The organism is Acinetobacter sp. 24-47-64 (genome assembly GCF_057737055.1).
This window is the reverse complement of the sequence record NZ_CM173215.1, coordinates 487,454-503,063: the sequence shown is the minus strand read 5'-3', so window position 1 is coordinate 503,063 and position 15,610 is coordinate 487,454. Positions and strand designations below refer to the sequence as shown.

Annotated in this window: 19 protein-coding genes and 1 pseudogene; 17 read left to right on the top strand and 3 right to left on the bottom strand. The window is 38.6% G+C overall.

Translation table 11 applies throughout. The features are described 5' to 3' along the window. The first annotated feature begins 42 nt into the window (after positions 1-42). From metX to AC1M85_RS02480, 3 genes are read left to right on the top strand one after another with little or no spacing between them, the layout of a single operon-like run. A complete protein-coding gene (gene metX, locus AC1M85_RS02490; protein ID WP_035265259.1) occupies positions 43-1,203 on the top strand; it encodes a homoserine O-succinyltransferase MetX in 1,161 nt (386 codons plus the stop codon). Continuing rightward, positions 1,203-1,796, top strand: a complete 594-nt coding sequence (gene metW, locus AC1M85_RS02485) for a methionine biosynthesis protein MetW (protein WP_092766759.1) — start codon at positions 1,203-1,205, stop codon at positions 1,794-1,796. Before metX ends, metW begins: the two co-directional genes overlap by 1 nt. Continuing rightward, entirely contained in the window at positions 1,793-2,383 is a 591-nt protein-coding gene (locus AC1M85_RS02480) for a tetratricopeptide repeat protein (RefSeq protein ID WP_488213487.1), read from the top strand. The genes metW and AC1M85_RS02480 overlap by 4 nt, the downstream gene beginning before the upstream one ends. A gap of 42 nt (positions 2,384-2,425) precedes the next feature. Here AC1M85_RS02480 and AC1M85_RS02475 read toward each other — a convergent pair. Beyond that, positions 2,426-2,782, bottom strand: a pseudogene (locus tag AC1M85_RS02475) (GNAT family N-acetyltransferase). Positions 2,783-2,975: 193 nt separating this feature from the next. Between AC1M85_RS02475 and rdgB the strand changes: the two are divergent. Further along, positions 2,976-3,605 carry an RdgB/HAM1 family non-canonical purine NTP pyrophosphatase gene (gene rdgB / locus AC1M85_RS02470; RefSeq protein WP_481609990.1) on the top strand — a complete coding sequence of 210 codons (630 nt, stop codon included), beginning with the start codon at positions 2,976-2,978 and terminating at the stop codon, positions 3,603-3,605. On the opposite strand, the gene AC1M85_RS02465 is transcribed toward rdgB, so the two are convergent. Further along, a complete protein-coding gene (locus tag AC1M85_RS02465; RefSeq protein WP_092766755.1) occupies positions 3,602-4,477 on the bottom strand; it encodes an AEC family transporter in 876 nt (291 codons plus the stop codon). The two genes, rdgB and AC1M85_RS02465, sit on opposite strands and share 4 nt — an antisense overlap. Before the next feature lie 172 nt (positions 4,478-4,649). Between AC1M85_RS02465 and tatA the strand changes: the two genes are divergently transcribed. The 4 genes from tatA (at position 4,650) to AC1M85_RS02445 (ending at position 8,509) form a co-directional block, all read left to right on the top strand. Further along, on the top strand, positions 4,650-4,877 hold the full coding sequence (tatA, locus tag AC1M85_RS02460) for a Sec-independent protein translocase subunit TatA (RefSeq protein ID WP_035266725.1): 228 nt from the start codon (positions 4,650-4,652) through the stop codon (positions 4,875-4,877). A 15-nt stretch (positions 4,878-4,892) separates the two neighbouring features. After that, positions 4,893-5,357, top strand: a complete 465-nt coding sequence (gene tatB, locus AC1M85_RS02455; protein ID WP_051586559.1) for a Sec-independent protein translocase protein TatB — start codon at positions 4,893-4,895, stop codon at positions 5,355-5,357. Next, positions 5,354-6,136, top strand: coding sequence for a twin-arginine translocase subunit TatC (gene tatC, locus AC1M85_RS02450; protein WP_488213486.1), 783 nt, complete (start codon positions 5,354-5,356; stop codon positions 6,134-6,136). Before tatB ends, tatC begins: the two co-directional genes overlap by 4 nt. Before the next feature lie 165 nt (positions 6,137-6,301). Beyond that, positions 6,302-8,509, top strand: coding sequence for a PhoX family protein (locus AC1M85_RS02445; RefSeq protein ID WP_488213485.1), 2,208 nt, complete (start codon positions 6,302-6,304; stop codon positions 8,507-8,509). 27 nt (positions 8,510-8,536) lie between these two features. Here AC1M85_RS02445 and AC1M85_RS02440 read toward each other — a convergent pair whose 3' ends face one another. Then, the gene (locus AC1M85_RS02440) at positions 8,537-9,340 is read right to left on the bottom strand and encodes an NRDE family protein (protein WP_488213484.1); all 804 of its coding nucleotides are present in this window, start codon (positions 9,338-9,340) and stop codon (positions 8,537-8,539) included. A gap of 93 nt (positions 9,341-9,433) precedes the next feature. On the opposite strand from AC1M85_RS02440, the gene lgt reads away from it, so the two are divergent. From lgt to msrA, 9 genes are all read left to right on the top strand, one after another. Then, positions 9,434-10,249, top strand: coding sequence for a prolipoprotein diacylglyceryl transferase (gene lgt / locus AC1M85_RS02435; RefSeq protein WP_035266733.1), 816 nt, complete (start codon positions 9,434-9,436; stop codon positions 10,247-10,249). An 84-nt stretch (positions 10,250-10,333) separates the two neighbouring features. Continuing rightward, positions 10,334-10,705: a hypothetical protein gene (locus AC1M85_RS02430; protein WP_179998670.1), complete on the top strand. Its 372-nt coding sequence runs from the start codon at positions 10,334-10,336 to the stop codon at positions 10,703-10,705. 132 nt (positions 10,706-10,837) lie between these two features. After that, on the top strand, positions 10,838-11,089 hold the full coding sequence (locus tag AC1M85_RS02425; protein WP_179998671.1) for a hypothetical protein: 252 nt from the start codon (positions 10,838-10,840) through the stop codon (positions 11,087-11,089). 146 nt (positions 11,090-11,235) lie between these two features. Then, positions 11,236-11,727: a lipocalin family protein gene (locus tag AC1M85_RS02420; RefSeq protein ID WP_481588674.1), complete on the top strand. Its 492-nt coding sequence runs from the start codon at positions 11,236-11,238 to the stop codon at positions 11,725-11,727. 192 nt (positions 11,728-11,919) lie between these two features. Then, the gene (gene thyA / locus AC1M85_RS02415; protein WP_481588673.1) at positions 11,920-12,762 is read left to right on the top strand and encodes a thymidylate synthase; all 843 of its coding nucleotides are present in this window, start codon (positions 11,920-11,922) and stop codon (positions 12,760-12,762) included. 93 nt (positions 12,763-12,855) lie between these two features. Then, positions 12,856-13,368 carry a dihydrofolate reductase gene (locus AC1M85_RS02410; RefSeq protein WP_035266739.1) on the top strand — a complete coding sequence of 171 codons (513 nt, stop codon included), beginning with the start codon at positions 12,856-12,858 and terminating at the stop codon, positions 13,366-13,368. 26 nt (positions 13,369-13,394) lie between these two features. Further along, positions 13,395-14,465, top strand: a complete 1,071-nt coding sequence (locus AC1M85_RS02405; RefSeq protein ID WP_092766749.1) for an Lnb N-terminal periplasmic domain-containing protein — start codon at positions 13,395-13,397, stop codon at positions 14,463-14,465. A 74-nt stretch (positions 14,466-14,539) separates the two neighbouring features. Next, positions 14,540-14,995 carry an META domain-containing protein gene (locus AC1M85_RS02400; RefSeq protein ID WP_488213483.1) on the top strand — a complete coding sequence of 152 codons (456 nt, stop codon included), beginning with the start codon at positions 14,540-14,542 and terminating at the stop codon, positions 14,993-14,995. An 83-nt stretch (positions 14,996-15,078) separates the two neighbouring features. Next, entirely contained in the window at positions 15,079-15,600 is a 522-nt protein-coding gene (gene msrA / locus AC1M85_RS02395) for a peptide-methionine (S)-S-oxide reductase MsrA (protein WP_481588671.1), read from the top strand. The last annotated feature ends 10 nt before the right edge of the window (positions 15,601-15,610 follow it).

The window sequence follows — 15,610 nt, the reverse complement described above, 5'->3', positions numbered from 1 at the left end:
CTTTTATTTATTCATACTTAAGATTTTAGGCGAATTTATCCTGTGTCTTTTCCAGCTGACTCAGTGGGCATTGTTGTTCCACAAAAGTTCCAATTTGAAGAACCACTCGCATTAGAATGTGGCCGCGTTTTACCACGTTTCGAATTGATGGTCGAAACTTATGGCACACTCAATGCAGATAAATCCAATGCAATTTTGATCTGCCATGCGCTTTCTGGTCATCATCATGCTGCTGGTTATCACCATGAAGATGATAAAAAAGCAGGTTGGTGGGATGCTTGTATTGGGCCAGGCAAAGCAATTGATACCAATACATTTTTTGTGGTGGCATTAAACAATATTGGTGGTTGTAACGGATCAACAGGACCAACCTCCCCAAATCCTGAAAATGAAAATCGTCCTTATGGTCCAGATTTTCCATTAGTGACCGTGCGCGATTGGGTTAAAACTCAAGCAATGCTGTCTGATCGTCTTGGTATCACTGTTTGGCACTCGATTATTGGTGGCTCTTTGGGAGGCATGCAGGCACTTCAGTGGTCTGTAGATTATCCTGACCGATTAAATAATTGTGTCATTATTGCCAGTGCACCTAAACTTTCAGCGCAAAATATCGCGTTTAATGAGGTCGCGCGCCAATCCATTTTGTCTGATCCTGATTTTCATCATGGTCGCTATTTAGAAAAAGACAGCTATCCTAAACGTGGTCTTATTCTAGCGCGGATGGTAGGTCACATTACCTACCTTTCTGAAGAAGCCATGAAACAAAAATTTGGTCGTGATTTAAAATCTGGCAAATTCATGTATGGTTTCGATGTTGAATTCCAAGTTGAAAGTTATCTTCGCTATCAAGGTGAACAATTTAGTCGTAACTTTGATGCGAACACCTACTTGATCATGACTAAAGCTTTGGATTACTTCGATCCTTCTCGTGAGTATGAACAATCTTTAGTTAAAGCAATGTCGAATACAAAATGTAAATTCCTTGTGATTTCATTTACTACGGATTGGAGATTCTCTCCTTCCCGATCTGTTGAGATTGTGGATGCATTGATTACCAATCATAAGCCTGTGAGCTATGTTGATATTGATGCAGAACAAGGTCATGACTCGTTCTTGTTCCCTATCCCTTTATATGTCAAAACTTTAAGGGCTTTCTTAGGTGGTGTAGACCATCTTGCTTCAACCCCTAAGGAGACCGTGTAATGCGTATCGATCAGAAGCTTGCAGAAAAATGGATTAAACCTGATTCAAGCATTTTAGATCTTGGTTGTGGCGATGGTGAGTTACTGGCTCATATGAGCAAAAAGCACAACATTCGTGCATACGGATTAGAAATCGATCAAGAAAAGATTGCAATTGCAGTCAGTCGAGGGTTAAATATCATCCAACAAGACTTGAACCTCGGTTTGGGACGCTTTGCAGACCAGTCATTTGACTATGTTGTCATGGCACAAGCTTTGCAAGCTGTAGATGCACCTGATGTGCTTTTGCGCGATATGGTGCGTGTTGGGAAACAAGCAATTATTACTTTTCCTAACTTTGCACACTGGAAAACACGCTCTTTCCTTGCTTTAAAAGGGAAAATGCCTGTTTCGGATGCCTTACCCTATATGTGGTATAACACTCCAAATATCCATCTGTGCACGTTTAAGGATTTCGAAGCACTTTGTGCTGAGAATCAAATTAAAATTATTGACCGTTTAGCCGTGAATGGGAATCAACAAGGGAGTTTGCTCAGCAAGCATATCCCGAACTTGTTTGGCGAGGTCGCGATTTATCGAGTGAGCGCTCTATGAAAAAGTTATTCTTAGGTACTTCATTATTTCTAGGGTTGTTGAGTTTCCAAGTTCATGCAGATTATGTACCTCAACAACCATCAACTTCTGCACTGGCTGCACAGTATTCACGTATGCCTGTATCTGAGCTGCAAAAAGCTGCTCGAGCAGGTCAACCGGCTGCCCAGTTTTATCTGGCAACACATTATCAACATGGTAAAGATGTTGCTAAAGACCTAAAGCAAGCTTTCGTTTGGTATAAGGCAGCAGCCGATCAAGGTATTTCATCTGCTCAGCTAAATGTGGGTCGTATGTATGCTGACGGTATTGGTGTTGCTAAAAATGAAACCTTAGCTCGCCAATACTTCGAAAAAGCAGCAAGTCATGGTGACAATCGTGCAAGTTTCAATTTAGCCGTTATGGAAGAGCAAAAGAAAAACTATATGATTGCTTACCAATGGTATGAGCTTTCTACACGTGATGGCATGTTAGATAATAAAGTGATCAATATGTCTGAGACAAAAAAGACGGCTTTGGCTGCTAACCTGACACCAGAACAAATTCGTACTGCACGTGATCGTGCTGATCAATGGATTCAAAGCCGTTAATCACGCTTATAAGTTTGAAGAAAGCACCTATCGGTGCTTTTTTTATTCGAGCATCTTCTTCATTCTTATGAATTTCATATCTTCGAATATGTCCACTTCACTCTGTGAAGTAAAACCTAATTTTTTATAAAAATGAACAGCCCCTATATGCGCATTGACTGTTATCTACTGGATATCCGTTTGAGTTAATTGATCTAACACATAATTAAATAAATGAGTTCCAACGCCTTGAAATTGCAGATTTGGATGAACAAAAAAATGAAAAATATGAGTGGGTTGTTTGTAAGCAATCATCCCAACAAGCGACTGCTTTAATTCTGCAACAAAGTATTTTATCTCTTGATGATTGATGTGCGATACAAGAGCTTCTTTTGAAAATAGGGACTTACTTTTTGGCATTTCATCAAAGTGATTCAAAGCTAAAGCAATACAGGACGCAATATTTTCAACATCCGCGATCTCTGCTTGACGAATATGAATGGTATTTAAATCTCTCATGATTAATGATTGGTTATTTTAGAGATGAGTTCATCTGTATCATCGCAAATATCCGTTAGAATAGCTTCAAATTTGAAACTGAAAGCGATTCAACATGGCGTCTAAAGATTGGTTAGATCAAGGTACTTTGGTTTTAGCGAGCAACAATAAAGGGAAAATAGCTGAGTTCGAAAAGTTATTTGAAGAATTAAAACTCCCTGTTAACGTTGTGCCTCAAGGAAAACTGAACATTGAGGATGCGGTGGAAGATGGGTTAAGTTTTGTAGAAAATGCCATTATCAAAGCACGACATGCTTCTAAGATTTCGGGTAAACCAGCTATAGCAGATGACTCAGGTATTTGCGTCCCTGCACTTGGTGGTGCTCCTGGTATTTACTCTGCACGTTATGCTGGTGAGCATGGCGATGATGCTGCCAATAATGCTAAATTACTGGCAGATTTAGCACCATTACGTAACAATGGTGACGTGATTGAAGGGATGTTTGTGTGTGTACTCGCCTTAGTTCAACACGCTGAAGATCCTTTACCTCAGATTTTCCAAGGAATCTGGAAAGGTGAAATTTTGGAAGTAGCACGTGGCAAAAATGGTTTTGGCTACGACCCACTGTTTTGGCTACCTGAACTCAATATTAGTAGCGCTGAAATGACCAAAGAAGAAAAAAATAAGATCAGTCATCGTGGTCAAGCCATGCAGTTATTCAAAGCAAGCCTCGAAACGAACTAAACGATCAGTCCATGATAAACCATGGCAAATAAACCAATTGTCATGCAACTTACGATGGTACCCGCTGCGATATATTGGGCTGAAACACCTGTTCCTGAATAATGTGTTTCTAAAGCAACAATATTCGCTGCGGGTGGCAATAAAAAAAACATAGACATCAGTGCAATAACAACCAGTTCGTGAGGAATCGGTAGAAGAAAATAGGCTACCGCACAGCACACTAAACCAAATAGAAATTTAATCAAAGCAAGTTTTAAACTTTCAATTAAATCGGACAAGTGAATTTTTACTTGAGATAACCACATCCCAAGGATACACATCCCTGTAAAGGTCATTAACCACTTATCCAATATATACAATGATTGAATCATTGCATTCTGCTGAAAATGACTAACATTCCATAACGAAAGAAAACCAGCAACTAATAAAGCTAAAATCGGTGGAGAGAAAGTCAATTTTCTCAAAATCTCCATCGCAGACTGCTTTTCAGCACTTAATACGGTCACTGCACAAATATTACCAAAAATAGAGCCCCCGACATAAAGTGCAACCATAGGACTAGATGCTTGCGCACCAAAAATAGCGAATGCAAATGGAAAGCCAAGCCAAGCCATGTTCAGGTAACTGGAACATAAGGAGACTAATTTGTCTTTTGTACGGTAATAAACAAATAAATACAGCAAAAATGAAGCGATAAAACTAAATAACATCAACCATATACTGCCCTCTTGGTAAAACACCATATTGTAAATAATGATGAGAGGAATCAGCACTTTCGCCAACAACATCGCCATAAAGGGACGAATTTTTTGTAAATATTCTACGCCAAAATAGCCGATGAGAAAGGAGACTAGTGGGAGTAGAAGAACCATATTAAATATGAAATAGATTTTTTCTCATCTTAGCACAACATCTATTTCACTTCAGAATAAGTCTCTTGCACACATAAAAAATCCATGACTTCAAACTGAAATAATTCCGTCAACTTGCTGTCATAAAGAACTGTTGAAATCATTCAAGATCATTTTCAATAAGGAATATATCATGGCTGGATTATCAATTTGGCACGTACTTATTTTCGCAATTGTCGTTTTACTTTTGTTCGGTACGTCTAAGCTAAAAAATTTGGGTAAAGATGTTGGAGGTGCGGTTAAAGATTTTAAAAAATCAATTAAGGATGACGAAGACCAGAGCACATCTGCTCAATTAAAAGAACCACGCACGATTGAACATCAAACATCTCATGATTTGAACTCAACAGCGAAACATTAAAGGTAGGTAACAGTAATGCTGAATATTGGTATGGCTGAACTATTAATGTTTGGCATCATTGCATTGCTTGTTCTTGGACCTGAAAAGCTTCCTGAGGGTGCGCGATTTGCTGGTAAATGGTATGGCAAAATTAAGCGTATGGTCAGCAATGTACAAAATGATATTGATCGTGAACTAAGAATGTCTGAACTTAAAGAACAAATGCAGACTGAAATGAAGCGCATTCAAGAATTAGAAGAAAAAATGAAAGCGCAAATGCAGGAAATTGAAAAACACACAGTATTAAGCGATGAATATTTAAATCCACCTATCGATCAACAGGTTCTCTCTGAAACAAGATCTATTTATGTGTATTTAAGCGTTCAGCAAAGTACAGCTGTTCCTTTTAGAGGACACGCTACACCTAAGCAAAGTTTTATTCATATTCAAAATTCAGCGCAACACAATAAACCGTATGTAGTCTTAGCGGAGGCAGTATGAGTCACAATACTCTCCCAAATATCATCTCTTCAAATGAAGTTAATCCTCAGCTTGAAGAAATGCCAATAACCAAGCATCTTATTATTTTAAGAAAATATTTATTTAGAATAGTTGGGGTCATTCTCGTTTTATTCTTTTGTTTATTACCATTTGCAAATCAAAGCTATCAAATGATGTCTGAGCCTCTTAGAGCTCAACTCCCAATAAATTCATCAATGATTGCAACTGATGTCACCGCGACATTTATGGCACCATTTAAGTTAAACTTCTTCGTTGCTCTAATGATCGCCATGCCATTTATCATTTATCAAATATGGGCTTTTGTCAGACCGGCGCTATATAAAAATGAGAAAGCTTTAGCTCTACCATTACTCATCGGAAGTATTACATTATTTTATGCGGGTGTTGCTTTTGCTTACTTTGTAGCCCTCCCTTCGATTTTACATTTTTTCATTAGCGTTGCACCTGAAACGGTAGCACCCATGACTGACATTAATAGCTATCTGAGTTTCTGTTTAAAGTTATTCTTGGTTTTTGGTTTAACTTTTGAAATTCCAATTGTGACTTTATTACTCATTATGATTGGGGTCGTTACCACAGAACAATTGGTTGAAAAAAGACGTTTTATTATTGTAGGTTGTTTCTTCGTTTCTATGTTTGTGACGCCACCTGATGCACTATCGATGATTATGTTGGCGATACCAATGTGGATGTTATTTGAATTGGGACTTTTCTTTGGAAAATTACTCGAAAATAGAAGAGCAAAGTCAATACTTTGATATTTTGACCCTTTTAAACATAGGCGAGTCTTAAGACTCGCCTTTTTCATACTCTTTAAATAAAAGCTTAATTCAACTGACATAAATCTATCATTTGATTGTCATGATTGCGCATTAAGTTGTTTGTGACGCTAAAAACTACCAAGCAAGATGCTAGGAACGAACATGACTGATTTAATACCTTTTAACGATGATTACGATAGCAATGATTCGGGGAATCCAGAATTTCACCATTTACTTGAAAAGCAAATTACGCGTAGAGATCTCATTAAGAAGACTGCTGGTGGTGCAGTAGCATTGACAGTAGCGGCTTCAGTCGCAGGCTGTAACAGTGACGACAATGACAATAACAACTCAAATCCTTCACTACCTGAATTCGACAAATCAAAAACGCCAACTGAACTAACATTTAAAGCGGTTGATAAAAATATTAAAAATGAATTCACAGTGCCTGAAGGATATGAAGCACGTGTTATTTATGCACTAGGAGACCCGCTTTTTGAAGGTATGCCTGAATGGGATGCAGATAATATTCCGAGTGGTGCTTCATTTACCATGCGTTCAGGTGAATGTCATGACGGTATGACATATTTCGGCATGAAAAATAGCCGTTATGATCAAAATGAGTCAAATGTAGGTTTACTGGTACTCAACCATGAATATGTAGATAACAAAGCAATTTTACATCCAGCGAATAATACCATTTCAGCGGATATTCGTTCTGAAGATGAAGCATTACGTGAAATCAACTGTCACGGCGTTTCAGTGATTGAAGTACAAAAAAATCCAACAACTCAACAAGTCACTCTAAATAAACGCTCTGTATTCAACCGTCGAATTACAGCTGCAACACCAATCGATTTCGCTGGTCCTGTAAAAGGGCATGAATTGGTGCAGACCAAGATCAGTCCAGAAGGCACATTTACATTAGGTACGATCAATAACTGTGGTAACGGTTATACGCCTTGGGGCACGTACTTAACCACCGAAGAAAACTTTAACCAATACTTTACTCGCGATGACAAAGATCGTTCTGAAAAGGATTTGGAGTCATTAAAACGTTATAAAATTGCTTCAAATAGTTCTTATAAGTGGCACACTGTTCAAGCACAACTGTTCCCTCAAGATGTCTATGAGCGCTGGTTAACCAAAGTCTCTGCATCTTCTGCAACTCAAGATTTTAGAAACTCACCAAATACATTTGGTTGGATTGTTGAAATTGACCCATTTGATGGTCGTCAGCGCCCAGTAAAACGTACAGCTCTTGGACGTTTCGCTCATGAAGATTGCCGTGTGAGTCGTGCCATTCCTGGACAACCACTAGCCTTCTATATGGGGGATGACTCTCAAGGCGAATATATCTATAAATTTGTTTCAGATGCGGTTTGGGACCCTAAAGATATCAACGGCGGTTATGCTGCTGGTGATAAATATATGAATAACGGTAAATTCTATGTTGCTAAATTTAACTTTAATGAAGCAACTCAAAAGACGTCTGGTGAGTGGATTGAACTCAATATCTCCAATCCATTAATTGCTAGTTATTCAAAATACAAATTTACAGATCAAGCTGATGTATTGGTAAATGCCCGTTTAGCAGGTGATGCAGTTGGTGCAACCAAAATGGATCGTCCAGAATGGGTTGCAGTAAACCCAGAGAATGGTGAGGTTTATGTCACCTTAACCAATAACTCATTACGTGGAAGTGAGCATACAATTGATGCTGCTAACCCTCGTAACTATGCTGATAATGATAAAGGTGGTACTCCTCGCGGGAATATCAACGGACATATTATTCGTTTCCGTGAAACTGGTGATACTGTTACAGCAAAAACATTTGTATGGGATATCTTCTTATTTGGCGCAGAAGAAGATTCACTTCCAGGTGTAAACCTATCTGGACTCACATCAGCAAATGATTTCTCAAGTCCAGATGGCCTATGGTTTGATCCACGTGGTGTCTTGTGGATACAAACTGATGATGGCGCTTATACAGATGAAACGAATTGCATGATGCTCGCTGCACTTCCAGGTCAAGTAAGTGATGGTAAAGTGACTTCTGCAAATGCTGGTTCAAATAATGCCACTCAACTTACTCCTGCTGGCGCACAGCTTGATGATTCAAAGTTACGTCGTTTTTTAACAGGTCCTTCAGGCTGTGAAATTACAGGTGTAACGATGACACCAGACTATAAAGCTATTTTTGTGAATGTTCAGCATCCTGGTGGTACTTGGCCTGCAAATCACAGCAATAGTATCAGCGGTGGTAAAGGTACACGTCCTCGCTCTGCGACGGTCGTGATTACACGTAAAGATGGTGGCGAGATTGTTGGGGAAAGTCTAGAAAAGAAAGAAAACACTCCTGCTGCTTAATTCAAACATTGAAATAGAAAATGCCGACTACGATGTCGGCATTTTTTTTGAGAGATGCAAATCAATTTTGACTATGTGATTCTGATGCGTACCTTGCTGCGTTTTTTCAAGCCAAGTCCATTGATTTCTTTTCATCAATAAATAGTTTGAGCATCGTGTTCCATATATCGGGCTTTGTATAAAAGTAGAAGATAACAGCTGCTCCATTTCCACTGATATGCCCGTTTGAGGTAATAAGTCTAAATCAATTTTTCTTTCATCTTGTAAGATATCCCAAACGGCGTACTCTAAATCATACGCTTTTTGAGCATTGGGATTTAATTGCAATAATGGTAAGAACTCTTGTGTAAAGCGTTTACGCAAATGTTTGGTTTTTTCCCATGGATCACTTAATACACCATTGGAAACCACATATACACCTTTGGCAAGAACTTGTGGAGATTCACCACGATTACTCATATAAACCGCTTGATCAGAGGTTCCGATAAAAAGGTTAAATCCAGCGTAATCACATTGCTTTTTTTCTAATTCTTGGGCAAATCGGATCGGTGCTAATTCAGACTCCAGATATTGCTGAATGATATGTCCTCTTGAAGTTGGATATTCCTTCTTATCATTTGCATCACGGTAATTTGTCACAAGTGCCCAACGCCCTGCAGCAGTAATCCCCATCCATGTCCCACCAGATTGTAAATCTTGACCTGCAATAATTGGGCTATTTTCCCACTTATGAATTTGTGAAGCAGGTCGGTGATAAAACTCATCCCGATTTGAAATTAAGCATAATGGTGTTTCATCCAACACTTGCCATGCGATTGCTACAATACACATCGTTGCATCCTTAGAACTTTACACATTGAATGTACAACATTTTTTCAGTCTTTCCGTTAGAATCGACACAAAACATAATATAAAGGAAAAGCAATGCTGACCTATCCTTCTATTGACCCAGTGGCAATATCTGTGGGTCCATTACAAGTTCACTGGTATGGACTCATGTATCTACTCGCATTTTTATTTGCGTGGGGCTTGGCAACATTCCGTGCTAAGCAACGAGGATGGACACCAGACATGGTCTCTGATCTCATCTTTTACGGTGCATTAGGTGTCGTGATTGGTGGTCGAGTAGGCTATGTGTTCTTTTATGGTTTTGATCAATTCCTTGCAAATCCGATATGGTTATTCCAAGTTTGGACAGGTGGCATGAGCTTCCATGGCGGCTTCTTAGGTGTCATGTTGGCCATGTTATTGTGGTGTAAAAAATACAAAATGACTTGGTTCCAAACACTGGATTTTATTGCCCCATGTGTTCCAACAGGTCTGATGTTTGGTCGTATTGGCAACTTTATTGGCGGCGAACTTTATGGCAGACAAGTCACAGATCCAAATTTCGCATTGGGTATGATTTTCCCTACAGATCCTTTACAACTCGTACGACATCCATCCCAACTTTACCAAGCACTCTGTGAGGGTTTGATTCTTTTTATTGTTCTGTGGTGGTTTAGTTCTAAACCTCGTCCACGCATGGCTGTTTCTGCTCTATTCTTAATTGGATATGGTATCGCTCGCTTCACAGTTGAATTCTTCCGTGAGCCAGATAATGGTCAATTATTTATCGGATGGATGAGCAAAGGACAATTCCTTACAGTTCCAATGATTCTCATCGGCCTATGGATGCTTTGGTATGCCTACCAAAAGAAAGTATATGACTGGGGTCCTCTACAAAATAATGGCAAATAAGTAAATCATGCCCTCAAAGGTGAACATCTTGTTCACCTTTTTTTGTGCTAGAGTTTTGACTTATTTACTTTGATTCAGATTACTATGCTCGAGTTTTGGTTTGATCCTAAAGTTTCAATACAGCACAAAGCTTTATTTTTTATTTTGATCGCGAGTGCTACCGCTACGTTATATTGGATGCAACCGCTTAACTTTGATGCCATCTTAATGTTTGTGGGCACAGGTATCGTTTTTCTTATTTGCCGTTACTGTAAAATTCATTTCGCTTCACACCATCCAACAGGGTTGATGTACCGATTATTTACTTGGATTCCTATCGCTCTGCTACTTGCCTTGATTTTCATGCATGCAAAAGATGGAGAAATTCTTTTACCTGGCGCTCAAGGATTAGGATTTATGGCTTTATCTATTTGCTTATTTTCCCCACTGTCTCTACTTCATCAACATCAGCATTAAGACTTCATTATGTTAAATTTCTGGTATTCGGAACGATGCACACGCAGGCTTAAATTGATCATTTGTATATCAACGTGTGTAGTGATTCTGTTGACAGCTGAAATTAAAAAACTTGATTTTCTATCGACACTAATGAGCTTATGTTTAGGCTTAAGTCTACACATTATTCATCATGTTTTGATCCAATCTAAGCGTCTAAAGCATCAGCTGAAAGCATATTATGCTTTTAGTCCTTTCATCTTGATTGTATTTTTTATCTTCATGCTTTCAGCGCTGAACTTTCAAAATAGCAGAGAGTTTTTTGCACTTTTTGTACAACTCATGGGTTATAGCGCAGTGGGATTATTCGTAGTGAGTTTATATGCATCTCGTACACCCCGCTGAATTTCAAAACTACTAAGCAAATGAAAATAAATATAAATTAATCGCACTCACTTAACGCTTTGCTACAGAACAGTATTATTTCTACTCCAAAACTGTGCCTATACTCAAAGGATGTATCTAATTTAGATTAAATGGAGTACATCATAATGAGTCAAAATTTAACGACCGTATCTAACTTCCAACTTGAACGCTATTTAGGTACTTGGTATGAGATTGCACGCTTACCAATGAAGCATCAACCTGAAGACAGTACGGATATTTCGGCAGTCTATACCTTAAACAGCGATGGAACTGTACGTGTTCAAAATCGTTGTCTTGATGGCAACAAAGAACTGGATGAGTCTATTGGCGAAGCCACAGTCGTAGATGCTGCACATGGCAAATTAGAAGTCAGCTTTTTGCCTGAAGGATTTCGTTGGATTCCATTCACTAAAGGTGACTATTGGGTACTTAAGATCGATGAAAATTATCAAACTGCTTTAGTCGGTGAACCTAATCAAAAATATCTTTGGATTCTGCACCGTGAACCTGTGTTAAATGAATCTATCAAACAAGCGTATCTTGCATATGCTCAATCCATTGGTTATGACCTAAGCGATTTAATTCATACTGTACATACAGGACACAAAACTACTTAAGCCCTAAAATTTTGAGTTAAATGAGAGCACCCTAAAGGGTGCTTTCTTATTTCTTTAATTACTCGCTTTCAAAGATTCTATTCCGTAAGGAAGATATTAAAAAGCATGCTGCTTTAGTATAAACTGATGCCAATGAAATTTTTGGCATTGGTTTATTCTTCAAATGCCACATTCAAATCGATCAGGAAATTTATGAAAGCGTATTTAGACCTACTACAACATATCCTCGACAATGGCGGTGATAAAGGTGACCGTACTGGTACAGGTACTCGTTCTGTATTTGGTCATCAAATGCGCTTTGATCTTTCTAAAGGTTTTCCTCTACTGACCACAAAGAAAGTTCACTTCCGTTCAATCGTGGTTGAATTACTTTGGTTCCTTAAAGGTGATACCAATGTTAAATATCTCCAAGATCATAAAGTTACAATTTGGGATGAATGGTCGACAGCTGAGCAGACTGCTCGTTTTGGACGTCCTGAAGGAGAGCTAGGTCCAGTATATGGACACCAATGGCGTAACTTTGGTGCAACTAAAAAAGACGATGGTTTATACGAGCAAGATGGTTTCGATCAAATCAAATGGTTAATTAATGAAATTAAAACCAATCCAAACTCCCGTCGTTTAATCGTATCAGGTTGGAACCCAAAAGAAGCTGGACAAGTGGCACTCCCTCCTTGTCACACGCTTTTCCAGTTTTTTGTTCAGGATGGAAAATTATCATGTCAGCTTTATCAACGTAGTGCTGATGTTTTTCTTGGCGTTCCATTTAATATTGCAAGTTATGCACTTCTCACCCATATGATTGCGCAAGTCTGTGATCTAGAAGTCGGTGATTTTGTTTGGACAGGTGGTGATACTCATCTTTACGCCAATCATTTCGAGCAAGCACAACTTCAATTAACACGTGAACCACTTCCATTGTGCCAACTCAAACTGAATCCCGAAATTAAAGATATTTTTGATTTCAAATTTGAAGATATTGAAATCGTAAATTACGAATCGCATCCTGCAATTAAAGCACCTGTTGCGGTTTGATTTTAACTAATGTCTTTTGGGATCACAGTTGATACTAATCGTGATCCAACTTTACATTTCCCTCTTTAACTCATATTCGCTGGAAGAATAATCATGGCATTTCAAGGTTTAGAAGTCGTACACGTCGTTGCAATGGATCAGCAACGTTGTATTGGCAAAGGAAATGATTTGCCATGGCATATTTCAGCTGATCTCAAACATTTTAAAGAAATTACTCAAGGTGGTGTTGTGGTCATGGGACGTAAAACACTTGAGTCTATGGGTAGAACACTTCCTAAACGTGTAAATTGGGTCATTACACGAGATACGTCATGGCAGTTTGAAGGAACAAAAATCGCGCATACAATCGAGAGTGCACTTGAGCAGGCAGTCCATGATGTAAAAGCTTCAGAAAAGCCTGGATCTATTTTTATCATAGGTGGTGGAGAAATTTTTAGCCAAACGATCTCTATTGCGGATCGCTTAGAACTCACGCATGTTGAATTAGACGTTCAAGGTGATGCTCATTATCCTGAGATTCCACCTGAATTTAAAAAAGTGGCATCAGAGCAACACATTGATGACAAAACAAATATTGCATTTGAGTTCGCAACCTACCAAAAATAAAGCTTTCTTACATATAGCCAATAACAATGCATAACATCGGTAAAAGAGAGTTTATTCTTGCGCTTGCAAAGGGAGCTTTTCACTCCCTATTTAGTTTATTTGTCATCTTCTCTTCAATTTGGTTATGTATGGCCTTATGGGTTCAAGAGCCATTTGGCTGGTTAGTCAGTCGTATTATCATTGGCTTTTGGGTCGCTTTTGCCTTAAGTGTTTTAGGCATATATGCAACACAACATTTTTTCAGCCGTAGTAAAGATGTTGTCTTATACATTGTCTTTTTTGCGTTCAGTTTAGTTTGGTATTTTAGTATCCCTGCCAAACAAGACCGTGAGTGGAATCCTGAAGTCGCAAGAATTCTCAATTATGAACGTCAAGGTGATTGGGTCACTTTACACAATGTGCGTAATTTTGCATGGAATGAAGACGGAACCTATCAAGAACGCTGGGAAACACGTCAAATTGATTTGAATCAAATCAGTGGCATTAACATCATTACTTCATATTGGATGGGCCCACAAATCGCCCACACTTTAGTCAGCTTTGATTTCAAAAACTCTAAACCACTGACCTTTTCGATTGAAATTCGCAAAGAAAAAGATGAAGAGTTTTCTGCTATTGGTGGTTTTTTTAGAAAGTACGAAGTCAGTTTAGTTGCTGCTGACGAGAAAGACATTATTTATACACGTAGCAATGTACGTAATGAGCAGGTCTATTTTTTCCCAATCAACATGGAAGCTGCTGAAATGAAAGCTTTATTTGAGGAATATTTAGAGCAAGCAGATCAACTTAGTCAAGAACCAAAATGGTATAACACCTTGACCAGTAACTGCACCACTTTGGTTTTTGATATGGTTCAAGCGATTTCCAAACATGAACTGCCAGTGGACTACCGATTATTAGCCTCAGGTTATTTACCTAATTATCTGTATGACTTAGGGGCATTACAACATCATTGGGATATCAAAACATGGTACAACAAGGCACATGTCAACCCAAGAACAGACCAATTTAATCAATTTAAATATCAAAGTAGTGAAAATTATTCAAAATTGATTCGTCTGGGTCTCCCTCAGAGTCAGCCAGAGCTTGCACCTTAGCGTATCAGTTGATATACATAAAATTGACTTGAATTTAATTTACATTAGAAAGAAATAACACAGGGGCATTTCATATGTTAAAACAACTTTTAGCCGTATCCGTTATAGGCTCAGCATTACTTTTTACAGCATGTACCACAACACCATCTGCTGAAAAGCAACAACAAGCACTTAATCAATTGCAAAATAAAACTTGGATTTTGACACATATTGGCGCAACAGAATTTAAGACCGACCCTACTGCACACAATGTTCCAAGTATTCAATTTGATGCAGCATCTAGTCGTTTGAGTGGTGCAGATGGTTGTAACCGTTTTATGGGTGCATATAGCATTAAAGCTGACAAAATTAGCTTGAGTGAAGTTGCAACTACACAAATGATGTGTGTGAATACTCAAGAACTTGCAAATCGCTATAATGCTGCCTTGGCAAAAGTCGCGGCATTCCAAGTCTATGAAAAAACGCTTCGCCTACTCGATGAGAATGGTAATCCAGTATTGCAGTATGAGTCTGCAATACAACCGCGTTAACAGTTAAGCAACCATTTCACTGGTTGCTTTTTTCATTCTACACCCCATTATTTCAGTCATTGCAACTCAATAAGGTGAATCCCATGCAACAAGCTTTGCTCGGTGGCGGATGCTTCTGGTGTGTTGAAGCAGTTTTCCTTCAACTCAAAGGTGTCACTAAAGTCGTGAGTGGTTATGCGGGTGGGTATACGGCCAATCCAAGCTATGAGGACATTTGCAAAGGAGACACCCATCACGCAGAAGTGGTTTTAGTGGATTTTGATGAAAGTCAAATTAGCTTTGCTCAATTGCTTGATGTATTTTTTGCAACACATGATCCAACCACACTCAATCGCCAAGGTAATGATATAGGTACGCAATATCGCTCTGTCATTTATTATTTTGATGAAGAACAGCGCCAGATTGCAGAGAAAGCGATTCAACAGTTAAAAGCAGAAGGTTTAGATATTGTTACAGAACTAAGCTCAGTACCGACCTTCTACCCTGCTGAAGAATATCATCAAAATTTCTTTGCTCGTAACCCGACTCAAGGCTACTGCAATTTTAGTATCCCACCAAAACTTTTAAAGCTGCGCTCTAAATTTGAAGGTTTACTCAAAGACTAATACAGGTTTA